This window comes from Streptomyces mobaraensis NBRC 13819 = DSM 40847 (assembly GCF_017916255.1).
In the GTDB taxonomy this organism is placed as follows: domain Bacteria; phylum Actinomycetota; class Actinomycetes; order Streptomycetales; family Streptomycetaceae; genus Streptomyces; species Streptomyces mobaraensis.
Genome location: NZ_CP072827.1, coordinates 1,130,567 through 1,154,170, shown reverse-complemented (window position 1 = coordinate 1,154,170; position 23,604 = coordinate 1,130,567). Strand labels below are relative to the sequence as shown.

Here is a 23,604-nt window from a genome sequence, read left to right as displayed (position 1 = left end):
CGTCACAGCAAGCAGGCGTCCGGACATCCGGGAAGAGGCACACGAGTGACGCGCCGGGGAGGAGGCGCACGAGCGGCGCGCGGCCGGTTCACCCGCTCGGCCGCGGCCGGGCCGTCCGGGGTTCGGGGCCGGCGGGGCGTACGTAGGGTGGGTCCTGGGAAAGATCGGGAACCGGACCGCGTATCACGGTCCGCGACCCGCGCCGGGCCCGCGAGCGGCCCGGACCGACCGGCCCCGCCCGTGGGCCCCGACCCCGAGGACCGACGACCATGCCCGAGCCGACGTCCGGCCCCGAGCCCGCCGCGCCCGCCCCCGGCCCCGCCGAACCCGCGCACGACCCCGAGGTGCTCCAGCTCGCGGCCAAGGTCTTCGACCTGGCCCGGCACGGGGACACCGACACCCTCGCCGCCTACGTGGACGCCGGGGTGCCGCCGAACCTGACCAACGACCGGGGCGACACCCTCGTGATGCTCGCCGCCTACCACGGGCACCCCCGGACCGTCGCCGCCCTGCTGGACCGCGGCGCCGACCCCAACCGGGCCAACGACCGCGGGCAGACGCCGCTGGCCGGCGCGGTCTTCAAGTCCGAGGACGAGGTCGTCCGGCTGCTCGTCGAGCACGGCGCCGATCCGGCGGCCGGGGTGCCGTCGGCGGTGGAGACGGCCGGCATGTTCGGCCGGCAGGACCTGCTGGAGCTGTTCCGGGGCGCCTAGCGGCGGGGCGGGGGCGCGCGACGCGCCCGGCCCCGGGGCGGCAGGTTTTACGTGTGACGTCCGGGCAAGACGCACCCGCGTGAGCCATAAGCGAATAAACAGCGCCAAAGTGCATACCCGTACGGGAAGGGACCAACGGGACCACGTGTCCCCCCGGACTCTCCGACAGGTGATCATGGGTGCCGAGCGCAGACGAACCCCGAAGACCGTACGGGGTGCCCCCGCACGGGGCGGCACCTCGTCCACCGACCGGCTGCTCCGCACGCTGCTGCGGCGGAGCAAGTCGTCCCTGAGCATCGAGGAGGTCACGGTCGCGGACCGCCCGGAGGTCCGCCGTGCCGTGTCCGCCGCGGCGCTCGGGAACATGATGGAGTGGTTCGACTTCGGCGTGTACGCCTATGTGGCGGCCACCCTCGGCAAGGTCTTCTTCCCCTCCAGCTCCCCCGGGGCCCAGGTCATCTCCGCCTTCGCCACCTTCGCCGCCGCCTTCCTCGTCCGCCCGCTGGGCGGGCTGGTGTTCGGGCCGCTCGGCGACCGCGTCGGCCGGCAGCGCGTCCTCGCCGCCACGATGATCATGATGGCGGTCAGCACCTTCGCCGTCGGACTGCTCCCCACCTACGGGACGATCGGCGTCGCCGCGCCCGTCCTGCTGCTGCTCTGCCGCCTGGTGCAGGGCTTCTCGACCGGCGGCGAGTACGCCGGCGCCACCACGTACATCGCCGAGTACGCCCCCGACAAGCGCCGCGGCTTCCTGGGCAGCTGGCTCGACTTCGGCACCTTCGTGGGTTACGCGCTCGGCTCCGGCCTGGTCACCGTGCTCACCGCCGTCCTCGGCGACGACGGGATGACGGACTGGGGCTGGCGGCTGCCCTTCCTGCTCGCCGGCCCGCTCGGTCTGATCGGCCTCTACATGCGGATGAGGCTGGAGGAGACCCCCGCCTTCCGCGCGGCGGCCGAGGCCGGCGTCGCCCCCGCCGCCCGGGACGAGGAGGCGGTGGCCGAGGGCGCCGAGGAGGCCCGCCAGTCCGGCCACGGCCGGCTGCGCGAGATCTTCACCAAGCACTGGCACGCGGTACTGATCTGCATGGGCCTGGTGATCGTCTACAACGTCACCAACTACCTGGTGACGTCCTACCTGCCCACCTACATGACCGAGACCCTCGGCAAGGACCCCACCACGGCCCAGCTGCTGATCCTCGGCACGATGATCGTGGTGGCGCTGACCATCACCACCGTAGGCCGCTCCTCCGACCAGTGGGGGCGCCGGCCGATGTTCATGGTCGGCAGCGCGGCGATGGTCGCCCTGGCGATCCCGGCGATCCTCCTCGTCCGGGCCGGGGGAGTGCTGCTGCCGGCGCTCGGCTGCCTGATGCTGGGGCTGCTGCTCGTCGTCTTCGCCGGCACCGCCGCCTCCACGCTCCCCGCCCTCTTCCCCACCCGGATGCGCTACGGCGCGCTCTCGGTCTCCTTCAACATCTCCGTCTCGCTCTTCGGCGGCACCACCCCGCTGGTGGTCTCCGCGCTGCTGGAGCAGTCGGGGGACCGCATGATCCCCGCCTATTACCTGATGGGCGCGGGTGTCGTCGGCTTCGTCTCCGCGTTCTTCCTGCACGAGACGGCGGGCAAGCCGCTGCGCGGCTCGGGCCCGATGGTGGAGTCGCCGGAGCAGGCCCGCCGCCTGGTCGCCCGCAGCCGTACCGAGGCCGGCCGCCGGGCCAGGGACGTCTGGCTCCACCTGCGCCATCCGGGGCGCGCGCACGAGGAGTCCGGGCCGCCCGACGGGCCGGGGGACGGCCGCTCCTGAACCTTCTTCCGAGCCGTTTCCGGACCTTTCCCGAACCGGCTCGGGACCGCACCGTACGGCCGCGCCGCCCTCCCGGGGAACCGGGGACGGGCGGCGCGGCCGTACGCGTCGGTCGGCGGTTCGCTCGGGCGGTCCGGCCGGGCGGGCCCGCTCAGGCGGCCTCCTCCGCGTCGTCCGGCACCCGCAGCCGCTGCGTCAGCCGCCGGGCCTCCGCCAGCAGGGAGCCGATCAGCTCGATGGCCTCGGGATCGTCCGACGCCTGCCCGGCCAGCCGGGCGCGCAGCGTCCCGTGCGCCTCCTCCACCCCGCGCAGCTCCCGCAGCAACTCCTCCCGGGCGGCGGCCGGATCGCCGCCGGTCACCGAGCGGCCGTACGCGCACAGGGCCCGCGCCACCCGGTGCAGGAAGTCGCCGTACGGGCGGGCGGCGTCCGGGCCGGGCAGCCGGCGCGGGTGGTGCGGGTCCGTGGCCTCGACCAGGGTGCGGGACAGCCCCTCCAGGTGGTCGACGACGTGCTCCAGGGTGTGCGCGGTCTCCTCGTACGACGGCTTCGCCCGCCACAGCAGCTCGCTCCGGCGGCGGTGCGGGTTGAACCGCGCGCTCTCCTCGGCCCAGCCGATCGCCGACCGCACCCCGGCCAGCAGCCGGGGCAGCCGCCTGACCCGCTCCTGCCAGCCCACCGCGCGGCCGTGGTCACAGCCCTCGGAGACGCCCTCCGCCATCGCCTCCAGGATCGTCCGGCACTCGGTGACCACCTCGCCGATGGACTCCCGGGCGCTGCGCAGCGAGACCGGCGGCAGGACGAACGCGTTCACCGCCACCCCCACCACCGCGCCGAGCAGCGCGGCCAGCACCCGGTCGACGGCGATGTCCACCGACCACTCGCCCCCGGCGAGGGTGAACAGCGCCGACGTGGCGCCCGCCAGCCCCTGGTCGCCGAAGTGCTGCCAGTTCCCGGCCAGCAGGGCCACCGGCAGCACCACGGCCATGGCCGTCAGCGTCCCGCCCAGCAGCATGCCGCCGGCGGTCGCCATGACCGTCCCCAGGGCGATGGCCAGCGTCTGCTGGGCCGCCTGCGCGAGCGACCGGTAGACCGTCGTCCGGACCAGCAGCAGCGCCACCCAGGGAGCCATCAGCGCCAGGGTGTTCGTCAGCAGCCAGGCGGCGAGCGCCCAGGCGGCCACCGCCGCCAGGGTCGCCTTGAAGGCCAGGACCACCAGCTCCCGTTCCCGGCCCGGCCCCTGCCAGGCCCCCCGCAGCGCCCGCCCCGCCGCCGCGACCTCTTCCACCGTCCTGCGCCACATCGTTCTCTCTCGCCACACCTCTTGTGTGTGCCACGTCCGGCCGGATCCATGTCCGGGCCATCGGTCCGGCGAGGCGGCGGGCGGAATTGTGAGAACGCTTTCTTAGGTCCGTTCACTATCAACTCCCCATGCGCATCACGACCTCACGTCACGCTGCCCGCGCCGTGGCGGTCGCCCTCGCGGCGACCCTCCCGTGCGTCTCCCTCGCCGGCTCCGCCGACGCCGCCCCCGCGCCCTCCCGGGCCGCGACGGCCGGGCCCCGGATCCACGGCGGCCTCGTCGACATCCCCGTACGCGGCGGCACCGCGACCGTCGACACCGCCACCCTGCGGGTGACCGCCCGCGCCGCCGGCGGCGGCACCGCCGAGCTCTCCGCCCCCGCCGCGGGCGCGCTCGGGGCCCCCGGCCGCGTCAGCGCCACCGCCGACGGAGCGCGCTGGGACTACCCGCGTGCCGGACTGTCCGTCACCGCCCGCGCCGACCACGGCCGGCTGCTCGTCTCGGTCAAGGCCGGCGGCACCGCCGACACCACGCTGAACTGGCCGGTCACCGGCGCCGACCGGGCCGCGTCCAGCCTCCAGCTGGCCCGCGGCGAGGGGCTCTCGCTGCCCGTCGCCGACCCCTTCTGGAACTCCCCGCGCGCCGGCCTCGTGGACGGCGAGACGCCCGTGGACTCCGGCCTGTCGCTGCCGCTGTGGGGGTACGGGCTGGGCCCGGGCCGCGGCGTCGGCTACCTGGTGCCCACCGACATCGGCACCACCCTGCGCGTCACCTCCGAGGGCGGCCGGCTGCGGACCGCCGCCGCCCACCGCTTCTCGCGCGGCGAGGGCACCACCGAGTACACCGTCGCCTTCGCCCTCACCGACGGATCCCCGGTCGCCCCCGCCCGCGAGTACCGCGCCTGGCTCGCCGAACACGGTCGGCTCGGCAGCCTCCGCCGCAAGGCCGAGGCCCTGCCCGCCACCAAGAAGCTGCTGGGCGCCTTCCACGCCTACACCTGGGGGCAGGCCCGCACCGCGGACGGCGTCCGCGCGCTGCGCGCGCTCGGCGTGGACCGGATGTGGCTCGGCTACGACGCCGACGACACGCCGATGGACGCCAAGGCGGTCGCCGCGGCGAAGGAGGCGGGCTACCTCGTCGGCCCCTACGACTCGTTCGCCAACGGCCAGGACCCGAAGACCTCCGACGCCCCCACCTCCGTCTGGCCCGGCACGGTCTACCCCGACTTCTGCGTCCGGCGCGCGGACGGCAAGCCGGAGCCGGGCTTCCACGACCGCGGCTGCTACCTCAGCTCCGAGGCGTTCGAGAAGGCCGAGGCGGGCAAGCACTACCTCGCCGACCGCACCCGCGCCATGACGCGGAACGGCGCCGACAGCTACTTCCTCGACGTGGACGCGGCCGGCGAGCTGTTCCGCGACCACAGCCCGGCCCACCCGATGACCAAGGACCGCGACCGCGCCAACCGGCTGGCCCGGATGGAACGGCTGACGAAGAAGGACCGCCTCGTCCTCGGCTCCGAGTCCGCCGGCGCCTGGGCCAACGGCGTCCTCGCCTTCGACCACGGCTCCGGCACCCCGGTGGCCGACGGGCTGTGGAAGGCCGAACGCGACAAGGAGAAGTGGGGCGGCTACACCCCCGCCAAGGCCCCCGGGATCTTCTTCAAGCCCGCCGAACTCCCCGCCGACGTCGCCAAGGCGATGTACGACCCCGCCTACCGCGTCCCCCTGTACGAGACCGCGCTGCACGACTCGCTCGTCAACACCGAGCGCTGGGAACTCCCGTACGACAAGCTCCCGAAGCAGAAGACGACGCGGGCCCTGCTCGCCATGCTCTACAACACCCCGCTCAACTTCGTCCTCGACGGCCCGTCCATCAAGGAGCGGGGACCGGAACTCGCCGCCCTCCAGCGGTACTTCTCGCCCCTGCACCAGGCGGCGGGGACGGAGGCGATGACCGACTTCCGCACGCTCACCGGCGACCGCGCGGTCCAGCGGACGGTCTTCGGCGACGGCGTCCTCACCGTGACGGCCAACTTCGGCACGAAGGCGTACCAGGGCCTGCCGGGCGGCTGCGTGGACGCGAAGCTGAAGGGCGACGCGAAGCCGCGGCGGCTCTGCCCGGCGGACGTCAACCGGTAGCGGAGCGCGCGGGGGCGCCGGGCGCCCGGCACCCCCGCCCGTCAGGCCGGCCGGTCCGCGTGTGCCGTCAGGGTCCGGAGGATCTCCCGGGCCGCCGTCCACAGGACGGCGCCGCCGGTGCCCGGTACGACGTGCCGGACGGCCCCGGGGATCCGCGCGGCCAGGCCGCGTCCGAGGTCGGGGGAGTGGCCGGTGTCCTCCGCCCCGTACCAGACGTCCACGGGGACGGTGACGGACGAGAGGTCGATCCCCCAGTGCCCCATCGCGAGGACGGTGTCCCGGGCGTAGCCCGCGGCGCCCTGCCGGAAGCCTTCGTCCAGCGCCTCGCGGTACGCGGCGGCGAAGCCCGGTTCCTGATAGACCTTCAGGTCGCAGGCGGGGCTGGACCGCATGACCAGGTCCCACAGGCGGTCCGGGCCGAAGTCGGCGAAGACCCGCTCCGCCGCGTCCGGTTCGCGCACCGAGAGGTCCACCAGGGAGCGGAGTTCCGGCGGCAGGGCGTCCGCGAAGCGGGGTTCCGCCACCTCGTCCGCCCCCGCGACCACGGCCAGCGCCCGCGTCACCCCGGCGGCGGCGCAGGCGAGGGCGAAGGGCGCCCCCTGGGAGTGGCCGGCCATGGCGGGCCGGCCGAGGCCCCGGCGGTCGGCGAACTCGCGGACGTCCGCGGCGAACTCCGCGAACGTCCGCCCTGGCGCGGGGGAGGAGGCGCCCAGTCCGGGCCGGTCCAGGGCGATCAGCCGGACGCCCTCGCCCGCCACCGCCCCGGCCGCGAAACCGAGCCGCCGGCTCGTGCCCGCGCCGGGGGAGAACAGCACCGGCGTACCGTCCGGCGGACCCCACTCCGCCCAGCCCAGCACCCTGCCGTCGGACAACCGCTGCTCCCCGGTCCTGGCCGGGGGCGTCACCGAGATCGTCATGATCCACATCATGCACAGGCCGGCCGGGGCGGGGGGCGCGGGGGGCCGCTCAGGCGGGCGGTTCCCTCTCCGCGGCTGGGTTCCCCGCGGCCGGGTTCTGCGGGGTCGGACCCTCCGCGGCCGGGTCTGGCGGGGTCGGGTTCTCCGCCGCCGGGCCTTCCCCAACCGGCTCCTCCCCAACCGGCTCCTCCCCAACCGGGCCCTCCCCAACCGGGCGGATGCGGGCGCCCGCCGCCGACGTCAGGACCGTCTCCACCGTGTCCGCGTCCTCCGCCCGCTTGTCCTCGCGGTAGCGGACGACGCGGGCGAAGCGCAGGGCCACGCCCGCCGGGTAGCGGGTGGAGCGCTGGAGCCCGTCGTAGGCGATCTCGACGACCAGTTCGGGGCGGACCGTCACCACCCACCCGTCGTCGTGCACCGCCAACTCGCCCAGGCGCCGCGTCTGCCACTCCAGCATCGCGTCCGTCAGGCCCTTGAACGTCTTGCCCAGCATGGCGAACGAGCCGTCCGGCCGCCGCGCGCCCAGGTGCAGGTTGGAGAGCCTGCCGGTGCGCCGGCCGTGGCCGCGTTCGGCGGCGAGCACCACCAGGTCCAGGGTGTGCACGGGCTTCACCTTCAGCCAGGAGGCGCCCCGGCGGCCCGCCGTGTAGGGCGCGTCGAGGGCCTTGAGGACGACGCCCTCGTGGCCGCGCCGCAGCACGTCCGCCGCGAACGCCCGGGCCGCCGCGCGGGTTTCGGCGTCGGCCGGGTCGGCGGCCACCAGCCGGCGGACCCGCAGCGGCTCGGGCACCACCCGGGCCAGTTCGGCGTGCCGGTCCGCGGTGGACAGCCCCAGCAGGTCGCGGCCGTCCACGGCGAGCGCGTCGAAGAAGACCGGTGACAGGGGCAGGCCGCCCTGCGCGCCGGACCGGGTGCCGACCCGCCCGGCGACGTCCTGGAAGGGGTGCGGCCGGCCGGCCGCGTCCAGGGCGATCACCTCGCCGTCCAGGACCGCCGACGTCACCGGCAACTCACGTGCGACGGCGGTCAGTTCGGGCAACCGGTCGGTGATGTCGTCCAGGGTGCGGGTCCAGACGCGCACCTCGGCGCCGTCCCGGTGCACCTGGACGCGGATGCCGTCCAGCTTCTCCTCCACCGCGCACGGCCCGAGCCGGTCCAGCCCGTCGTCGACGTCCTTGGCCGTCTGCGCGAGCATCGGCTGCACCGGGCGCCCCACGTGGAGCCGGAACGCCTCCAGCGCCGCCGGGCCGTCCGCCAGCAGGGCCCGGGCCACCGCGCCCAGCGAACCGCCGAGCATCACCGCCCGCCGCACCGCGTCCGGCGTCGCGCCCGTCGCCGCCGCCAGGCCCTCGGCGGCCAGCGCGTCCAGGGCGCCCTGCCGCAGCTCGCCGCCGATCAGGCGGAGCAGGAAGCGCTGTTCCTCCTCGGTGGCCCGGGCCAGCAGGGCGTCCACCCGCCGCTTCCGTTCGGCCTGCGCCCCCTTGCCGGCCACGGCCGCGATGGCGGTGAGCGCGGCGTCCACCTCGGCGACGGTCAGGGAGGGCGTGCCCGCCGGGGCCGGCGGGTCGCGCAGGGTGCTCCAGCCCAGGCCGGTCCTCCGCTGCGGCAGCCGGCCCGCCAGGTACGGGACCACGAGCGGGCCCTCGCCCGGCTCCGCGTCCCGGAACAGCCCGGCGAGCAGCGCGACCTTCGCGGACCGCGCGCGGACCGCCGCCACCTCGGCGGACACCCGGGCGAGCTCGGCCAGCAGCATGCCCCCATCGTGCACCGGGACCGGCCGGGCCGCAGGCCGGGGTCAGGCGCCGTGCCGCTCCCAGAACGCGCACCGGTGGACCGCCGCCGCGTCCACCGGCCGGATCCCGCCCGCCCCGGGGGCCAGCGACAGCACCCGCGGCGCCGGGCCGCCGAACCCGGGCCACTCGGGGCCGGGGACGGACGTCCGGGCGAACCGCGTCCACGCGTCGGTCATCCGCGCCGACAGCGCCCGCTGCCCGGCGGTGAACGGCGCCCGGGCATCGAACAGGTACGGCAGCTCGAAGCCGTGCGCCGCCCCGTACGGCACCTCGGGGACGGTGGGCAGGCCGAAGAGATTGGGCGCCGACCGGTCGGCGAACTCGTACCCGTACACCGGCACCCGCGCCGCCAGCAGCCGGTCCGCCCGCAGCGTGGTGCACGTCCAGGAGCGGTCGGTGAGGACGGCGGCCCAGGCGAGGGCGGGGGTGGGGAAGCCGCGGGCCGGGTAGCGCCGCTCGACGGCGGCCGCCGCGTCCCCGAAGGCGTCACGCAGCCGGGCCCTGTAGTCCCGCTCGTCGCGGACGGGGTACGCGGCGAAGGAGTCGGCCACGAAGTACCGCATCTCGTCGCGGTTGGTGCCCTGGACCACCGGCACCCGCCGGAAGCGGCCCGCCCGCAGGGCCCGGCCCGGTTCCTCCGGCAGCGGCCGGTTGCCGTAGGAGACGGAGGAGAACGCCCGCATCAGCTCGGGCGTCGCCAGTCTGGCGGCCGGCAGCGCCCGCAGGCAGCGCAGCGCGTCCGCCGCGCGCCCGCAGCCCAGCCGGCGCGCCGCCGCCTCGCCGGCCGCGCGGGTGTCGCGCTCCCGCGCCCACGGGGACCACGCGGGCGCCCCCGGCATCACGGCCCCCTTCGGCATGCTCGTCAGACACGACCCGCTCTGCAGCACCGCCCGGTGGAACAGCCCGGCGGACTCCGGCGCGACGAGGTGGGCGCAGGCGCTCAGCGCGCCCGCCGACTCGCCGAAGAGCGTCACCCGCCCGGGGTCGCCGCCGAAGCGGCGGGCGTTGTCCCGGACCCAGCGCAGGGCGGCCCGCTGGTCGGCGAGCGTGAAGTCCGGCGCTCCGCCCAGCCCCGGGTGGCCGAACAGGCCGAAGACGCCCAGCCGGTACTCGACGGCCACCACCACCGCGTCCCCGCGCGCCGCGAGCCGCCCGGCCGGGTAGTCGGCGGCCGAGCCGCTGACGAAGGCGCCGCCGTGCAGCCAGACCATGACCGGCCGGCCCCGGGCCGGTGCCCGGCCGGCGGGCCGGGTGACGTCGAGCCGGAGGCAGTCCTCGGAGCCGACGGGCGCGCCGGTCCTCAGGTCCGCCTGCGCGCACCGCGGCCCGGACGCCCCCGCGTCCCGTACGCCGTGCCAGGGGCGGACGGGCACGGGGGCGCGCCAGCGCAGGTCGCCGAGGGGCGGCTGGGCGTACGGGACGCCCCGGAACGTCTCGTACGCCCCGTGCGCGCGCCCCCGGAGGGCCCCCTGCGCGGTGTGGACGACGGGGTCGGCGCGGTCGGGCGCGGCGGCGGCCGGCGCGGGGACGAGGGCGGGGGCGAGGGCGGTCGCGCAGGCGAGGAGGGCGGCGGCCAGACCGGTGCGCACGGCGGCGCGGCGGTGGCCGGTGGGGCCGGTAGGGCCGGTGGGGCCGATGGCGAGGGACCGGCGGACGGGGAGAGGGTGGGGCATGCTGACGCTCCTTCGGTGGAGGCGGCACCCGGTGACGCGCGTCGCGGCAGGTACGCGCGTGCTCCCCGGGATACTGCCCGTCCACCGTGTCCCCTACGGCACGCGAACGCGCCGCCGGACGGCGCGAACGGCCGAGCACGCTACCCCGGCCGCGCCGCCTCGCGCTCCCGTCCGGCCGCGTCGCTGATCCGCAGCAGCAGCGCGATCAGCAGCCAGTTGGCGACCAGCGAGGAACCTCCCTTGGCCAGGAACGGCAGGGCCTTGCCCGTCAGCGGGATCAGTCCCATGACACCTCCGGCCACCACGAACACCTGGAGCGCCAGCGCCGCCGCCAGCCCCACGGCCAGCAGCTTGCCGAACGGGTCGCGGGAGCGCAGCGCCGTGCTCAGCCCGCGCTCCACCAGCAGCGCGTAGACGAGCAGCACCGCCATCAGCCCGGCCAGGCCCAGCTCCTCCCCGACCGTGGTGAGGATGAAGTCGCTCCGGCCGGCGAACCCGATGAGCTCCGGGTGGCCCCGGCCCAGCCCGGTCCCGGAGAGGCCGCCGCTGCCGAACGAGAACAGGGCCTGCGCGGCCTGGTCCGAGATCAGCCCCGGGGGCCGCTGCGCCTTGGGCAGGTAGATGTCGAAGGGGTGCAGCCAGGCGACGATGCGGCCCTTGACGTGCTGCTCGGTGGAGCCGACGGCGGCGGCCCCGACCACGGCCATCAGCAGCCCGCACAGCACCCAGCTGGTGCGCTCGGTGGCCGCGTAGAGCATCACCACGAACAGCCCGAAGAAGATCAGGGAGGTGCCGAGGTCCCGTTCGAGCACCAGGACCAGCAGGCTCAGCACCCACACGGCGAGGATGGGGGCGAGCTGCCGGCCGGGCGGCAGGCGGAAGCCGAGGACCTTGCGGCCGGTGAGCGCCAGGGCGTCGCGGTGGGCGACCAGATAGCCCGCGAAGAAGATCGCGATCATGGTCTTCACGAACTCGCCGGGCTGGAACGACAGCGGCCCCAGGAAGATCCACCGCTTGGCGCCGTAGGTGTCGCCGGGGAACGCGGCCGGCGCCATCAGCAGCACCAGCGCCACGACCATGGTCAGGTAGATGTACCGCTGGAGCCACCGGTGGTCGCGCAGCACCACGAGGACGCCGACGCAGACGGCGACGCCGATGACCGTCCAGAGCAACTGGCCGGGGGCCGTGCCGGGGGAGTGGTAGCGCGCCGCGTAGGCGTGGTCGAGCCGGAACAGCAGCACCAGGCCGAGGCCGGAGAGCAGCGTGGCGAGCGGCAGGATCAGTGGGTCCGCGTGGCGGGCCCAGCGGCGCAGCACCAGGTGCGGCACCAGGGCCAGGCAGACCATCGCGCCGGCGAAGCCCGGCAGGCCGTCCGGGACGTCTCCGGTGGTGGCCACCCCCGCGTAGAGGTAGCCGAGGACGCTGATCGCGACGGCGAGGGAGAGCAGGACGGCCTCGTGCCGGCGCCGCCGCCCGCGCGGGGCGGGCGCCGTGGCGGGAACCTCGTCGCCGCCGTCCGCCACGCGTACCGGTTCCACGCTCACACCCGTCATGATGATCGGCCCCGGTCGCGGGAAACCCCGAGGGGCTCACGGTTCCTTCGCAATCCGGTGACTCCCGTCCCATCCTCGACATTCGTTATGTGCACGCCACCAGCGTCACATATCCGACAAGGAGGACTGCTCTCCGGCGCTCCGTGGTAGCCCTGCGTCATGATCGGGTCGCTCGGCGTGGCTCCGGCCCGGGGGTCCGCCCCCGGACGGGCTTCGCTCCGGTGGCGTAACCGGCCCGGTGCGGCACTGGTTGACCCCTCGGCGGCACGCGGCCCCGCGGGCCGCCGCCCCACCCCCGGGCCCGCGCGGCGGGCCCCTCGTGACAGGACGGAGAGTGGTTCATGAGCAAGCGCCAGAAGGGCCGCAGGCACCGCCGGGTCAACCGGACCCCGAGGCCGGTCGGCGGCGGCTCGTCGCGCCCGGAGGCCCGCTGGGGGGCTCGGCAGGAGGGCCGGGCGGAGGTGCGGGCGGAAAGTCGGGCGGAGGTGCGGGCGGACGCTCGGGTGGAGGCCGTGGTGGAGCCCCGGTCCCGGGTCCGGACGGAGGCGGTGCCCGGGGGCCGGACGGAGGCCGCGTCCGGAGGCCGGGCGGAGGTTCCGGACGGGGCCCCTGCGCGGGGTCGCGTCGTCGCCCCCTCCGGAGTCCGTGCCGAAGCCGGGGCGGACGTCCCCTCGCCCGCCGGCCCGTCGGCCCGTCCGGCGGCGGGCCCGGCGGTCGTCCCCGGGCTGGGGCGGCACGAGGCGCGCACCTGGGACGGGCTGCGCTCGCGCGGCGCGGACGGCGCGTCCGTCGAGGACCTCTGCGCGGCCGTCGGCTATCAGCCGCGCACCATCCTCAAACATGTCGCCGGGCTGGCCGGCCAGGGACTGGCGGAGCGGCGCGGGGACCGCTGGTACGCGCTGACCGGCGGAGACGCCGTGGCCGCCGAGGACGCCCTGGCGGGCGCGCAGGGCGGTTGAACGCGGCCGCCGGTGGTCGCCGACCGGGGGATTCGTTCATCCGCCCGGGTGAATACCCGTGAACCCATGCGGTGTTGAGGTCTGATGATCTACTGTCGCCCGCATGCCCGACATGGATGAGATCATGGGACGGATCCGCCGTGACATGGACACACAACTGCGGAAGCGTGCGCGCTGGGCGCTCGGCGAGGGGGTGGACCGGGCCGGGTGGTCCGCGGCGGCCGACCCGCCCTCGCGGCACGTGGCGGCGCCCCCGGCGGCCGGGGGCGCGGAAGGGCGGGTCTCCGGCGAGGGCGCGGGCCCGGCGGAGGTGTTGACGCACTGACCCCCGGGCGGCGTCCGACGGAGCTGTCCGTAGACGGACGTCGCCCGGGCGTCGTGCGCATGTCGTACGGGCCCGCGCGGCCGTCGAGGTGACGGTCGCGCGGGCCCGGTCGTCCCGTCCGTGCCGCCGCGGGCGGGTGGGGGGCCGTCGGTGCCGGGCGGGCGCCATGGTGAGAAGCGTCGCGGCGTGCCTGCCCGCCGGCCGGTCAGCGCCGGGCGCGGGCCTTGCTCACGCCCATGCCCGCCAGGGCGAGGGCGACCACGCAGCAGACGGCGCCCACGATGACGTTGCTGATGTTGGCACCGGTGGTGAACGCGTGTCCGGACACGACCCAGGGCGAGATGATCGTCCAGGCGCCGATGGCCAGGGCGGCCCAGCTCATGCCGTGGGTGCGTTCGTAGGCGGATCCGAAGCCGCCGACCAGGAGGGCGAAGGCGACACCAGTGATCAGGTTGTTGGCGGTGAGGGTGGAGAAGCCGTTGAAGCCGACGATCCAGGGTGAGGCGGCCAGGTAGACGCCGCACAGCAGGGCGAGGGCCTCCACGGCCTGGGCGGCGGGCATCGCCGTCGTCTCCTCGGAGTGGGCGCGGAGCGCCAAGATGTCCGGGTGCTGGTCGATCCGGGGTGACGTAGGGGCGGTCACGTCAGCCACCTTCCTTCCCAAACGAGGATTCGGACCTGCTAGTAGTTTAACCGGATTGTGGGGAAGTTCACCCGAAAAGATTGTTTGGGGATGTTTGTCGAAAAGCGGTGAATGGTCCGTTCCGGTGACGGGATCCCGGCGGCGCGTACCGGACGGATGTGCGGGGAAGGCATTGCCTTCCGGGGCCGGTGCCCCCGGCCCACCGCACGGCACCTCAGGGGGAGGTACCACCCATGGACAACCCCACAGGGCAGGAAGAGCGGGTCCAGCCGCGCATACCGGTCCTCGACACGCCGACGGGCCCCAAGCCCACCGGCCCGCCCGCCCGGCGCGCCGCACCGCGCGGCGAGTACGACGCGGCGGGCGAAGAGGAGGATCCCGAGCCGCACATCATCCGCGGCACGGACTGACACCACCGGCGGACCCGGCCACGGGCCCGCCGGCGCGGGCGCACCGCCCGCACCCCGCCACCCCGCGAGCCCCCGGGACCGCCCGAGGACCGCGAGGAACCCGCGGGGCCCGCGCGAGGACAACGCTCACGGGACGTTCCCCGGCAGGAAAGGTCCCCGTGACCCGCGGCACGCCCCGGCCACCGACAACAGCGGTATGCGCGTCGCCATCGTCACCGCGTCGTTTCCCCCGGACGTCAACGGCATCGCCCACCAGACCTGGGAGACCGCCCGGCAGCTGGCGCTCAGCGGCCACGAGCCGCTGGTCGTCGCCCCCGCCCGGCCGCCCGCCCGGTGCGCCGGGGAGGCCCCCGAGGCGTTCGACGGATGCCGCGCGCCCGTGATCCGGCTGCCCACCCTGCCGTCGCCGCTGCCGGGACACCCCGCCCGGCGCCCGCCGCTGCCCGGCGGACGGCTGGCCCGGGCGCTCGCCGCCCACCGGCCGCACGTCGTCCACCTGGCCGCGTCCGGCCGGCTGGGCGCGCGCGGCCTCGCCGCCGCCGCCCGGCTCGGCGTTCCCGCGGTCGCCCTCCACCTGGCCGGCGCCCCCGACCGGAACGCGCTCCGGCCTGCCGCCGCCGAGGCCGCCGCCTGGCGGCGCGCCCGCGCCCTGCACCGCGCCGCCGCCCGCACCCTCGCGCCCTCCACGGAGGCCGTCCGCGCCCTGGCCGACCACGGGGTGCCCGGCGCCCTCCTCTGGCCGCCCGGCGTCGACACCGAGCGCTTCCATCCCGACCGCCGCGACCTGGAACTGCGCCACGCGCTGGCGCCCGGCGGGGAGTTGCTCGTCGGCTACGCCGGGCGGCTGGTGCCCGCCAAGCGGCTGGATCTACTGGCCCCGGTGTGCGCGCTGCCCGGCGTGCGGCTGGTGCTGGCCGGTGACGGGCCGTCCGCCGCCGCCCTGCGGACGGCCCTGCCCGGCGCCCGCTTCCTCGGCTGCCGCCGGGGCGGCGACCTGGCCCGGATCCTGGCCTCCCTGGACGTCTTCGTCCACCCCGGCCGCCGGGAGTCCTTCTGCCACACCGTCCAGGAGGCGCTGGCCAGCGGAGTTCCCGTCATCGCCCCCGCCGTCGGCGGTCCGGCGGACCTCGTCCGGCACGCCCGTACCGGCCTCCTCGTCCGTCCCGACGACGCGCGCGCCCTCGCCGAAGCGGTGGTCACGCTGCAGACCCGTCGGCGGCAACGCGCCGACTACGGTCTCGCGGCCCGTGCCTCCGCGCTCACCCGCACGTGGGCGGCGGCCGTCGACGAACTCCTCGGGCATTACGGGGAGGTGGTGGTGCGGGGGCCGCGGGTGCGGGCGGGTGGGTGAGGGGCCGTCGGGATCCGGTTCGGTGGGCGGCGGCCGGCCGTGGGTGGTGGGTGTCGTGCCCCGGTCCCTCCCTCTCACCGTTTCCCTCTCACCGTTTCCTCCGGGGCCGCGCCCCCGACCCCGCATCGCGGTTGCGCCGCGAGGTCCTCAAACGCCGGACGGGCTGGATCATGCCCGCGCAAGACCCGGTCACGCTCGCGTCACCGCGAAGCGGACCGGTGTGCCCGGTGCCGCCTGGGCCGCCGCCGGCAGGGCGGGTTCGGGGACGACGCCGATGACCGGGTAGCCGCCCGTCGTCGGATGATCGGCGAGGAAGACGACCGGGCGGCCGTCCGGGGGAACCTGGACGGCGCCCAGGACCATGCCCTCGGAGGGGAGTTCGCCGGGGCGCGCGCGTTCCAGGGCGGGGCCCTCGGTGCGCAGGCCGATGCGGTTGCTCGCGGACGACACCCGGTAGGCGCCGCGGTCCAGGGCGTCCAGGGCCGTCGGGGCGAACCAGTCGGCGCGCGGGCCGGGGACGAGGGGCAGCACCAGCGCGTCCGACGGGGGCGCCGGGCAGGGGGCCGCGTCCACGGCGGCGGGCGGGCCGCAGGGGGCGCCCAGCGGGAGGACCGCGCCGGCGGTCAGCGGATCCGGGCCGAGGCCGGAGAGCAGGTCACGGGAGCGGCTGCCGAGGACCGGGGCGACGGCCACGCCGCCGGCGAAGGCGACGTACGAGCGCAGGCCGGCGCGGGCCCGGCCCACGTCGACGACCGTGCCCGCCGGGACGCGTACGGGCGCGCCCCAGGCGACCGGCCGGCCGTCCGCCCGTACCGCGCAGGGCGCCCCGGTGACCGCGAACGTGACGGCCGCGTCGACGCGCACGGCACAGCCGTCGACCGTCGTCTCCAGCGTCGCGTACGTCTCGGGGTTGCCGACGAGCCGGTCGGCGAGCCGGTGGGCGGCGGCGTCGAGGGCGCCGGAGCGGGGGACGCCGAGGTGGGCGTGGCCCGGGCGGCCGAGGTCCTGGACGGTCGTCAGCGCGCCGGGGCGGACGACCGTCAAGGCGGTCATCGGAGCACCTCGAAGCGGACCCGGGTGCCGGGGGCGAGCAGCGCGGCCGGTTCGCGGCCCGGGTCCCACATCACCGCGTCCGTCCGGCCGACGAGCAGCCAGCCGCCGGGGGAGGAGCGTGGGTAGACGCCGGTGTACGGCCCGGCCAGCGCGACGGAACCGGCGGGGACGGCGGTGCGCGGGGTGGCCCGGCGCGGCACGTGCAACTCCGGTGGCAGGCCGGTCAGATAGCCGAAACCGGGGGCGAATCCGCAGAAGGCGACGCGGAAGTCGAACGAGGAGTGGACGCCCGCCACTTCCGCCGCGCCGACGCCCCAGAGCGCGGCCACCTCGGCGAGGTCCTCGCCGTCGTACCGCACCGGGATCACGACGGGTTCGCCGTCGGCGGGCGGCAGCGGCGGCACGGTCCAGCCGGCGAGATCGGCCGCGAGGGCGCCCGGATCGTCCAGGCCGTCGAGCAGGACCGTGCGCGCGGCGGGGACGATCTCGGTGACCGGCGGCAGGGTGCCGGCCGCGCGGCGGCGCAGCAGTTCGGCGTGGAGGGCCTGGGCGGCTGCGGTGCCGGCGACCTCGACCAGCAGCGCGTGCCGCCCGACGCGCAGCGGGCGCGGCGCCTCGTCCCGGAGGGCGGTCACGCGAACGCCTCCAGCCGGACGCCCGCCGCCTCCAGCGCCGCCCGCACCCGCCGGGCCAGTGCCGCCGCGCCGGGCGTGTCGCCGTGCAGGCAGAGCGAGCGGGCCCGGACGGCGACCTCCTCACCGGTCAGCGCGGTGACGGCGGCGTCCCGGGCGAGCCGGACGGACCGGGCCACGACGGCCTCCTCGTCGGTGACGACCGCCCCCTCCTGGCGGCGCGGGACGAGCGTGCCGACGGCGGTGTACGCGCGGTCGGCGAACGCCTCGGCGGCGGTGGGGAGTCCGGCCTCCTCCGCCGCCGCGAGCAGCCGGGACCCGGGCAGGCCCAGGACGGGCAGTCGCCCGCCCGCCCGCAGCACGCCCGCGACCACGGCGTTCGCCTGGTCCGCGTCGGTGACCGCGCGGTTGTAGAGGGCGCCGTGCGGTTTCACGTAGGCGACGTCGCCGCCGGCCGCGCGGGCGAACACCCGCAGCGCGCCGATCTGATAGGTGATCTCGTCGGCGAGTTCGTCCGGCGGGACGTCCATGGCGCGGCGGCCGAAGCCGGCCAGGTCCCGGTACGAGACCTGGGCGCCGATCCGGACGCCGCGGGCGACGGCCTGTTCGCAGACGCGCCGCATGGTGGAGGGGTCGCCCGCGTGGAAGCCGCAGGCGACGTTGGCGCTGGTGACGACGGACAGCAGGGCCTCGTCGTCGGTCAGCCGCCAGCGGCCGAAGCCCTCCCCGAGGTCGGCGTTGAGGTCGAGGGCGGGAGCGGGGTGCGTCATGGGCGGTTCTCCAGCATCGTGTCGACGATGAGCTGCCGGGCGTCGTCCAGATAGGTGGTCAGTTCGGCTTCGGCGCGGTCGTACCGCTCCTCGGCGAGGAACCGCTCGATGGTGCGGTTGCGGATCAGGAACGGCTGGTGGAAGCCGCGCGGCGACGGCATCGCGTGGAACGCGAGCCGGAGTTCGGCGAGCAGCCGGTCCATCGTGGTGTCGATCCGCGGGCTGCCGCTGAGTCCGGCCAGGGCGCGGTGGAAGCGCAGGTCGGCGGAGGCGACCGCGGGCCAGTCGCCGTCGTCGGCCGCCCATTCGGCCTCCGCCACGGCGGCCGTGACGGCCTCGCGCAGCGCGCGGGGGGCCTGGCCGGCGGCGCGTACCCCGGCGAGTTCCAGGGCGGCCCGCAGCCGGTAGATGTCGGCCACGTCCGCCGGGCCGGGGGAGCGGACGAACACCCCCCGGTTCAACTGGTGTTCGACGAGGTTGTCGTGGACGAGGAGGCGGAACGCCTCGCGCAGGGTGTTGCGCGAGACGCCCAGGTCCTGGCCGAGGGCCTCTTCCGAGAGCTGGGTGCCGGGCGGCAGGACGCCGCCCTCGATGCGGTCGCGGAGCACGGTGGAGACGCGCTGCGCGGTGGAACGGGCCATGGCTTCTCCCGGGGAGGGGGTGACCGGCGTGTGCTCGTGGGACGGGGAGCGGCGCGGCGGACCCGGCTGACCCGGCGGACGTGGCGGATCACCGGTGAAGGCCGCGCGCAAACCCTTGAGGATTGTTGAACAACATCTTAGCCTCCTCGGCAAGTCGGTTCACGCTTTCTCCCGTTGACCTCCGCCGAGCTCCGTCGGGTTCCGTCGAGCTCACGTCGAGCTCACGTCGAGCGGGGAACGGGCGGGCTCGACCCTGCGAAACGACATCCGCGAAGCAACGCGAAGCAAACGGAAGGCGGGGCCCATGCTCGTACTCCTGGGCGTCCTCGTGGTCGTGGCCGGATTCGCCACCCGGCGCAACCCCCTGCTGGTGGTCGGTGTCGCCGGCACCGCCACCGGTCTGCTCGGCGGCCTCTCGCCGCGCGAGGTGCTGGCGGCCTTCGGCACCGGCTTCGCCTCCAGCCGAGGCGTGACGATCTTCGCGGTGACCCTGCCGGTCATCGGCCTCCTGGAACGCCACGGACTCCAGATCCAGGCCCGCCGGCTGATCGCCCGCTTCGCCGGGCTCACCACCGGCCGCTTCCTGGCGCTCTACCTGCTGCTCCGCCAGCTCACCGCCGCGATCGGGCTGGCCGGCGCCTTCGGGCACGCGCAGACCGTGCTTCCGCTGGCCGCCCCGATGGCCGAGGGGGCCGCCGAGCGCCGGCACGGCGGGCCGCTGCCCGCGAGGGTCCGGGAGCGGATACGTTCCTTCGCCGCGAGCGCCGACAACGTCGGCTTCTTCTTCGGCGAGGACGTCTTCCTGGCCGTCGGCTCCATCCTGCTCATCACCGGTTTCGTCAACACCACCTACCACACGCGGCTGGAGCCGCTGGACCTCGCGCTCTGGGCGATCCCGACGGCCGTCTGCGCCCTGGCCGTGCACGGCTGGCGGCTGCTGCGGCTGGACCGGACGCTGCTCGATGCGGGGGCGACGGGGGCGCCGGGGGCGAAAGGCGCCGCGTCGTCCGCCATCGCGTCATCCGCCGCCGTGCCGTCGGCCGCCGCGCCTCCGCCGGACGTCCGCGGAACCGGCTCCGACCGCACCCGGGAGGGTGGCCGATGATCAAGGCTGAATGGTTCTTCTGGCTCGTCGGCGGCCTCTTCCTGCTGATGGCCGCCCAGATGCTCACCGACCGCACCAACCCCAAGCGCCGCGGCAGCGCCGCCTTCTGGGGCCTGCTCGGCCTCGGTTTCGGCTACGCGACCTGGGTGGCGGACGGCAGCGCGCCCCCCGAACCGCTGGGCGCCGCCGTCCTCGTCATGATCTGCCTGGCGGGCTTCGGCCGGACCGGCCGGGGCGTCCGGTCCGCCGAGGCGGCCGAGGAGGAGGCCGTGCGGCGCCGGAAGAGCGCCGACCGCTTCGGCGGCCGGCTGTTCATCCCCGCCCTCACCATCCCCGCCGTCGCCCTGGTCTGCGCCGTCGGCCTCAAGAAGGCGCGCTGGAACGGGCAGCCGCTGCTCCAGAAGGGCAGCGAGACCATCCTCGGGCTCGGCATCGGCGCCGTCGTCGCGCTCGTGGTCGGCATGGTCCTGGTCCGCGAGCGGCGGCCCGCCGAGCCGGTGGCCGCCGGGCGCTCGATGCTCGAATCGATGGGCTCGGCGCTGCTGCTGCCGCAGTTGCTCGCCACCCTCGGCGCGATCTTCTCCGTCGCCGGGGTCGGCGAACAGGTGCGCCGGATCACCACGGCGGTGCTCCCCGAGGGGTCCGTGCTCCTCGCGGTCGTCGTCTACTGCGCGGGGATGTTCCTGTTCACCGTCGTCATGGGCAACGGCTTCGCCGCGTTCCCGGTGATGACCGCCGCGGTCGGCTGGCCGGTCCTCGTCGAGCAGGCGCACGGGAACGCCCCGGCCGTGCTCGCCGTCGGCATGCTGGCCGGCTTCTGCGGCACCCTCGTGACGCCGATGGCCGCCAACTACAACCTCGTCCCGGCGGCCCTGCTCGAACTCACGGACCAGTACGGCCCCATCAAGGCCCAACTGCCCACGGCATTCATCCTGCTCGGGTGCAATATGACCATCATGTACCTATTCGCGGTGTGAGCGGACGGGGGCCGGACCGGCGCACGGGCCCCTGCCCCCGTGCCGTTTCGCCCGATGTCAGACCGACCGCCTACGCTGTGCGACGTGACTTCTCCAGCCCCGGCGGCCGTTCCGCCCCAGCTCAACGGGCCCGCGCCCACCCGAGCTCCCGGCCATGCCCGAGCCGGGGGCCCCGTCGCCCCGGGCCCGGCCGCCGACGAGGGGCTGGCCCGCCGCCTGCGCGCGCTCGCCTGCACGGCGCCGCTGCACGACCTCGACGTCCGCAAGGCCAACCTCGCGGGCGAGTACGGCGTCTACGCGATGGCCGAGGTGGCCCTGGCCGCCATCGACCTCGTCACCCTCACCATGGACTTCGACACCGGCGCCGACCACGAGCAGATAGTGGCCCGGCTGCTGCCGCGCGTCGCCGCCCAGGCGCCCGAGCGCCCCGCCGCCGAGCACGAGCGCGTCGCCCGGTGGGTCCTGGAGAACCTCGTCAACGTCGGCAGCGTCGACCGCGGCTTCCGCGCCGTCTACGGGACGTTCGGCACGGACGGCGCCTACGTGCGCCGCGACTACGACTTCAAGCTGATCGAGGAGGTCCCGGGCCCCGGCGGCACGGTCTTCCTGCGCACCACCGACGAGGCCGTCAACGTCCTCGTCGGCGCCCTCGACACGGACGTCACCAGCGCGCAGATCGCCGCCGAGGTCAAACTGGAGGTGCTCGTCAGCCGGGGCCGGCTCGCCGACGCCCAGCTCGCCGCCGAACAGGCCCGCTACCGCACCGTCCAGTACGCCGAGACGCTCCGCAAGACCCTCGACGCCACCCGGCGCAACGTCCGCGCGGTCGACTGGCTGCGCACCGTCCCGGACATGATCGACGAGGCGCTGCAGCACGTCGCCGAGCGCTACCGGCACGAGAACGCGATCCTCACCAACATCCGCAAGGTCCGCGACGAGGCGTCCACCGGCGTCGACCCCGAGCACAAGCGGCGCGCCGCCGAGCTCGTCGACATCGTCAAGGACTGCATCCGCCGCCACACCCAGCTCCAGTCGCGGCTACTGGAGGCCGGCCCGCTGTTCCGCGCCGAGCAGGACCGGCAGGCGTTCGCCACGCCGTCCGCCGGCGCCGGCCTCGACCTCTACGGGCAGCTCCTCGCCCCCGTCCTGCCGCTCCCGCTCGAACAGGCGGGGCGCGTCACCGACGCCTTCTTCGCGCGCGGCACGGGCCTGCGCACCCCGGCGTCCGTCCGCGTCGGCGACCTCGTCGACCTGCTGCTGACGCCGCCCGCGGAACGGGAGCACCTCGGCGCGGAGATGCCGGAGCCGGACCTCATCGCGACGCCGGACGACAGCCGGTTCAGCGAGGAGCAGCTCGCTCACGCCATGGAGTTGCTGACGCTGCCGCCGGACGCTCCGCGGCGGCTGTCCGGACTGCTCGCCGAGGCGCGGCGGCGGGATCCGGAACTGCCGTACCTGGTCGCTCTGCTGGCGGTCCACGCGGCGAGCCCGGCCGTCGGGACCGCCTATCGGCAGGGGGAGCGGTCGCTGCTCTTCGCCGTGGACGACGGGACGGTTCTGGACGATCCGGAGTTCGGTGGAGCCGACCTCATTGTGGGCACTGCGCTGCTGGATGCGGCGGGTATGGCGGCGGACCGGTCGGAGGCGTCGTGAGTGTGCCCCGGCCCCGCCCTTTCACCGTTTCTTGCAGGGGCTGCGCCCCCGCGCCCCCGAAGCGCGCTGCGCGCGCTGTCCTCAAACTCCCCCAGAGGGGGTGCCCCCAGACGGGCTGGATCCGGCCTGAGCCCGCACTTCAGCCCGTCCGGCGTTTGAGGACAAGCGGCGAAGCCGCTTTCAGGGGGGCTGGGGGCGTGCCCCCAGGAATCGGAGAAGGGGCGGGGCCGGGGCACCCCTCCCCGAAGACCAGCCACAACGCACAGGAGCACCGACCGTGACCGACTACGAACCCGACGAGACGGCGGCGTACCCGGAAGCGCCCGCCGCGGAGCCGGAGCGCCCGGTCAACGCGCCGTTGACCCCCGCCGACGCCGCCGACGCCGCCAGGCTCGTATCCTTCGGGCTCCAGCCCAAGCTCCAGCCCGCCCGCGACGCCGACTACGCCGAACTCCTGCGCCGCCACCGCGACGACCCCGCCTTCGCGCGGCTCGCCGACGCCGTCGCCGCCGGGCTCGGGCTGGTCGTGCTGGAGGTCTCGACGCGGGCCGGCATGGCCGTCACCGCCGCCGAGGACTCCGTCTTCGCCGTCCGCATAAGCGACTACGCCCGCCGGGCCACCGCCGACTCCGGCGACCGCTTCCTGCACGGCCTCGCCCACCTCGCCGTCGCCGCCATGGCGTTCCCCCGGCCCGAGGACCTGGCCGACGACGGGTACATCGGCCGGATCACCGTCAACGGCGTCGACGCGTTCGTCCGGCAGGCGTGCCGCCGGCTGGAGGAGCGGGCGGCCGAGACGGGGGAGAACACCGACCCGGTCACCGAGGCCCCCGGCCTGGAGGCCGCCTGGCGGGTCTACGCGCGGCGCAGCGCCACCGGCGCCACCAAGGACGCCCGCCGGCTGGCCGGTTCCACCACGGGCATCATCGCCAAGGCCGTCGCCTTCCTCGTCGACTCCGGCTTCCTCCAGCGCACCGGCGACGACGCCGGCGGCGCCTACCGCACCACGCCGCGCTACCAGCTCCAGGTCCGTGACATGGCCGGCAGCGCCGCCATGGCCGAGCTGCTGGAGCTGGGCGTCGTCCCGGTCGGCGACGGCACCGCCACGCTGCTGCCGCCGGACGACGCCGAGGACCTGGAGCTGGTCGCCGACGCCGGCCTGCCGTTCCACTCCTGACCGTTCCCGCCCAC

The 23,604-nt window shown here is 75.9% G+C and carries 21 protein-coding genes; 11 read left to right on the top strand and 10 right to left on the bottom strand.

The features are described 5' to 3' along the window. The first annotated feature begins 269 nt into the window (after positions 1-269). Together J7W19_RS04370 and proP are read left to right on the top strand one after the other, a co-directional pair. Positions 270-713 carry an ankyrin repeat domain-containing protein gene (locus J7W19_RS04370; RefSeq protein WP_004948845.1) on the top strand — a complete coding sequence of 148 codons (444 nt, stop codon included), beginning with the start codon at positions 270-272 and terminating at the stop codon, positions 711-713. A gap of 253 nt (positions 714-966) precedes the next feature. After that, positions 967-2,517 (top strand): glycine betaine/L-proline transporter ProP, encoded by a 1,551-nt coding sequence (gene proP / locus J7W19_RS04365; protein ID WP_201768240.1) that lies wholly within the window; start codon positions 967-969, stop codon positions 2,515-2,517. Between the two features lie 151 nt (positions 2,518-2,668). On the opposite strand, the gene J7W19_RS04360 is transcribed toward proP, so the two are convergent. Then, positions 2,669-3,838 (bottom strand): FUSC family protein, encoded by a 1,170-nt coding sequence (locus J7W19_RS04360; RefSeq protein WP_210455275.1) that lies wholly within the window; start codon positions 3,836-3,838, stop codon positions 2,669-2,671. 110 nt (positions 3,839-3,948) lie between these two features. Between J7W19_RS04360 and J7W19_RS04355 the strand changes: the two genes are divergently transcribed. Continuing rightward, positions 3,949-5,958 carry a glycoside hydrolase gene (locus tag J7W19_RS04355; protein ID WP_051072661.1) on the top strand — a complete coding sequence of 670 codons (2,010 nt, stop codon included), beginning with the start codon at positions 3,949-3,951 and terminating at the stop codon, positions 5,956-5,958. Between the two features lie 41 nt (positions 5,959-5,999). On the opposite strand, the gene J7W19_RS04350 is transcribed toward J7W19_RS04355, so the two are convergent. From J7W19_RS04350 to J7W19_RS04335, 4 genes are all read right to left on the bottom strand, one after another. Next, the gene (locus J7W19_RS04350; protein ID WP_201768237.1) at positions 6,000-6,875 is read right to left on the bottom strand and encodes an alpha/beta fold hydrolase; all 876 of its coding nucleotides are present in this window, start codon (positions 6,873-6,875) and stop codon (positions 6,000-6,002) included. Between the two features lie 49 nt (positions 6,876-6,924). Then, entirely contained in the window at positions 6,925-8,628 is a 1,704-nt protein-coding gene (locus J7W19_RS04345) for an ATP-dependent DNA ligase (protein WP_004948830.1), read from the bottom strand. Between the two features lie 42 nt (positions 8,629-8,670). Next, the gene (locus J7W19_RS04340; RefSeq protein ID WP_004948827.1) at positions 8,671-10,341 is read right to left on the bottom strand and encodes a carboxylesterase/lipase family protein; all 1,671 of its coding nucleotides are present in this window, start codon (positions 10,339-10,341) and stop codon (positions 8,671-8,673) included. A 140-nt stretch (positions 10,342-10,481) separates the two neighbouring features. Further along, positions 10,482-11,894 (bottom strand): FtsW/RodA/SpoVE family cell cycle protein, encoded by a 1,413-nt coding sequence (locus J7W19_RS04335; protein WP_040890981.1) that lies wholly within the window; start codon positions 11,892-11,894, stop codon positions 10,482-10,484. A 341-nt stretch (positions 11,895-12,235) separates the two neighbouring features. Between J7W19_RS04335 and J7W19_RS04330 the strand changes: the two genes are divergently transcribed. Both J7W19_RS04330 and J7W19_RS04325 read left to right on the top strand, forming a co-directional pair. Further along, the gene (locus J7W19_RS04330; protein ID WP_004955454.1) at positions 12,236-12,853 is read left to right on the top strand and encodes a hypothetical protein; all 618 of its coding nucleotides are present in this window, start codon (positions 12,236-12,238) and stop codon (positions 12,851-12,853) included. A 103-nt stretch (positions 12,854-12,956) separates the two neighbouring features. Then, positions 12,957-13,178 carry a hypothetical protein gene (locus tag J7W19_RS04325; RefSeq protein ID WP_004955456.1) on the top strand — a complete coding sequence of 74 codons (222 nt, stop codon included), beginning with the start codon at positions 12,957-12,959 and terminating at the stop codon, positions 13,176-13,178. A gap of 205 nt (positions 13,179-13,383) precedes the next feature. Here J7W19_RS04325 and J7W19_RS04320 read toward each other — a convergent pair whose 3' ends face one another. Next, positions 13,384-13,821, bottom strand: a complete 438-nt coding sequence (locus J7W19_RS04320; protein WP_004955458.1) for an SPW repeat protein — start codon at positions 13,819-13,821, stop codon at positions 13,384-13,386. Positions 13,822-14,054: 233 nt separating this feature from the next. Between J7W19_RS04320 and J7W19_RS04315 the strand changes: the two genes are divergently transcribed. Together J7W19_RS04315 and J7W19_RS04310 are read left to right on the top strand one after the other, a co-directional pair. After that, the gene (locus J7W19_RS04315) at positions 14,055-14,231 is read left to right on the top strand and encodes a hypothetical protein (RefSeq protein ID WP_158688837.1); all 177 of its coding nucleotides are present in this window, start codon (positions 14,055-14,057) and stop codon (positions 14,229-14,231) included. 196 nt (positions 14,232-14,427) lie between these two features. Then, entirely contained in the window at positions 14,428-15,582 is a 1,155-nt protein-coding gene (locus tag J7W19_RS04310; RefSeq protein ID WP_004955460.1) for a glycosyltransferase, read from the top strand. Between the two features lie 189 nt (positions 15,583-15,771). Here the strand turns inward: J7W19_RS04310 and J7W19_RS04305 are convergent, their stop codons facing one another. Genes J7W19_RS04305 through J7W19_RS04290 form a run of 4 tightly spaced genes read right to left on the bottom strand, consistent with a single transcriptional unit; the run spans position 15,772 to position 18,678 of the window. Then, on the bottom strand, positions 15,772-16,635 hold the full coding sequence (locus J7W19_RS04305; protein WP_004955462.1) for a 5-oxoprolinase subunit C family protein: 864 nt from the start codon (positions 16,633-16,635) through the stop codon (positions 15,772-15,774). Continuing rightward, entirely contained in the window at positions 16,632-17,270 is a 639-nt protein-coding gene (locus J7W19_RS04300) for a 5-oxoprolinase subunit B family protein (RefSeq protein ID WP_004955464.1), read from the bottom strand. The genes J7W19_RS04305 and J7W19_RS04300 overlap by 4 nt, the downstream gene beginning before the upstream one ends. Further along, entirely contained in the window at positions 17,267-18,037 is a 771-nt protein-coding gene (locus J7W19_RS04295; protein ID WP_004955465.1) for a LamB/YcsF family protein, read from the bottom strand. The genes J7W19_RS04300 and J7W19_RS04295 overlap by 4 nt, the downstream gene beginning before the upstream one ends. Beyond that, a complete protein-coding gene (locus J7W19_RS04290; protein WP_004955467.1) occupies positions 18,034-18,678 on the bottom strand; it encodes a GntR family transcriptional regulator in 645 nt (214 codons plus the stop codon). The genes J7W19_RS04295 and J7W19_RS04290 overlap by 4 nt, the downstream gene beginning before the upstream one ends. Before the next feature lie 304 nt (positions 18,679-18,982). On the opposite strand from J7W19_RS04290, the gene J7W19_RS04285 reads away from it, so the two are divergent. The 4 genes from J7W19_RS04285 to J7W19_RS04270 all read left to right on the top strand — a co-directional run bounded on the left by J7W19_RS04285 (position 18,983) and on the right by J7W19_RS04270 (position 23,590). Then, complete coding sequence (locus J7W19_RS04285) at positions 18,983-19,783, top strand: DUF969 domain-containing protein (RefSeq protein ID WP_004955469.1); 801 nt, start codon at positions 18,983-18,985, stop codon at positions 19,781-19,783. Beyond that, positions 19,780-20,760, top strand: coding sequence for a DUF979 domain-containing protein (locus J7W19_RS04280; RefSeq protein ID WP_152265469.1), 981 nt, complete (start codon positions 19,780-19,782; stop codon positions 20,758-20,760). Before J7W19_RS04285 ends, J7W19_RS04280 begins: the two co-directional genes overlap by 4 nt. Positions 20,761-20,844: 84 nt before the next feature. After that, positions 20,845-22,413 carry a hypothetical protein gene (locus tag J7W19_RS04275; RefSeq protein ID WP_004951991.1) on the top strand — a complete coding sequence of 523 codons (1,569 nt, stop codon included), beginning with the start codon at positions 20,845-20,847 and terminating at the stop codon, positions 22,411-22,413. A 277-nt stretch (positions 22,414-22,690) separates the two neighbouring features. Further along, a complete protein-coding gene (locus tag J7W19_RS04270; protein WP_004951989.1) occupies positions 22,691-23,590 on the top strand; it encodes a hypothetical protein in 900 nt (299 codons plus the stop codon). The last annotated feature ends 14 nt before the right edge of the window (positions 23,591-23,604 follow it).

Excerpts from the sequence above, each read along its gene's own strand:
- J7W19_RS04370 (WP_004948845.1), top strand. The coding sequence starts at position 270 with ATGCCCGAGCCGACGTCCGGCCCCGAGCCCGCCGCGCCCGCCCCCGGC.
- J7W19_RS04355 (WP_051072661.1), top strand. The coding sequence starts at position 3,949 with ATGCGCATCACGACCTCACGTCACGCTGCCCGCGCCGTGGCGGTCGCC.
- J7W19_RS04350 (WP_201768237.1), bottom strand. The coding sequence starts at position 6,875 with ATGACGATCTCGGTGACGCCCCCGGCCAGGACCGGGGAGCAGCGGTTG.
- J7W19_RS04345 (WP_004948830.1), bottom strand. The coding sequence starts at position 8,628 with ATGCTGCTGGCCGAGCTCGCCCGGGTGTCCGCCGAGGTGGCGGCGGTC.
- J7W19_RS04340 (WP_004948827.1), bottom strand. The coding sequence starts at position 10,341 with ATGCCCCACCCTCTCCCCGTCCGCCGGTCCCTCGCCATCGGCCCCACC.
- J7W19_RS04335 (WP_040890981.1), bottom strand. The coding sequence starts at position 11,894 with ATGACGGGTGTGAGCGTGGAACCGGTACGCGTGGCGGACGGCGGCGAC.
- J7W19_RS04330 (WP_004955454.1), top strand. The coding sequence starts at position 12,236 with ATGAGCAAGCGCCAGAAGGGCCGCAGGCACCGCCGGGTCAACCGGACC.
- J7W19_RS04325 (WP_004955456.1), top strand. The coding sequence starts at position 12,957 with ATGCCCGACATGGATGAGATCATGGGACGGATCCGCCGTGACATGGAC.
- J7W19_RS04315 (WP_158688837.1), top strand. The coding sequence starts at position 14,055 with ATGGACAACCCCACAGGGCAGGAAGAGCGGGTCCAGCCGCGCATACCG.
- J7W19_RS04310 (WP_004955460.1), top strand. The coding sequence starts at position 14,428 with ATGCGCGTCGCCATCGTCACCGCGTCGTTTCCCCCGGACGTCAACGGC.
- J7W19_RS04305 (WP_004955462.1), bottom strand. The coding sequence starts at position 16,635 with ATGACCGCCTTGACGGTCGTCCGCCCCGGCGCGCTGACGACCGTCCAG.
- J7W19_RS04295 (WP_004955465.1), bottom strand. The coding sequence starts at position 18,037 with ATGACGCACCCCGCTCCCGCCCTCGACCTCAACGCCGACCTCGGGGAG.
- J7W19_RS04290 (WP_004955467.1), bottom strand. The coding sequence starts at position 18,678 with ATGGCCCGTTCCACCGCGCAGCGCGTCTCCACCGTGCTCCGCGACCGC.
- J7W19_RS04285 (WP_004955469.1), top strand. The coding sequence starts at position 18,983 with ATGCTCGTACTCCTGGGCGTCCTCGTGGTCGTGGCCGGATTCGCCACC.
- J7W19_RS04280 (WP_152265469.1), top strand. The coding sequence starts at position 19,780 with ATGATCAAGGCTGAATGGTTCTTCTGGCTCGTCGGCGGCCTCTTCCTG.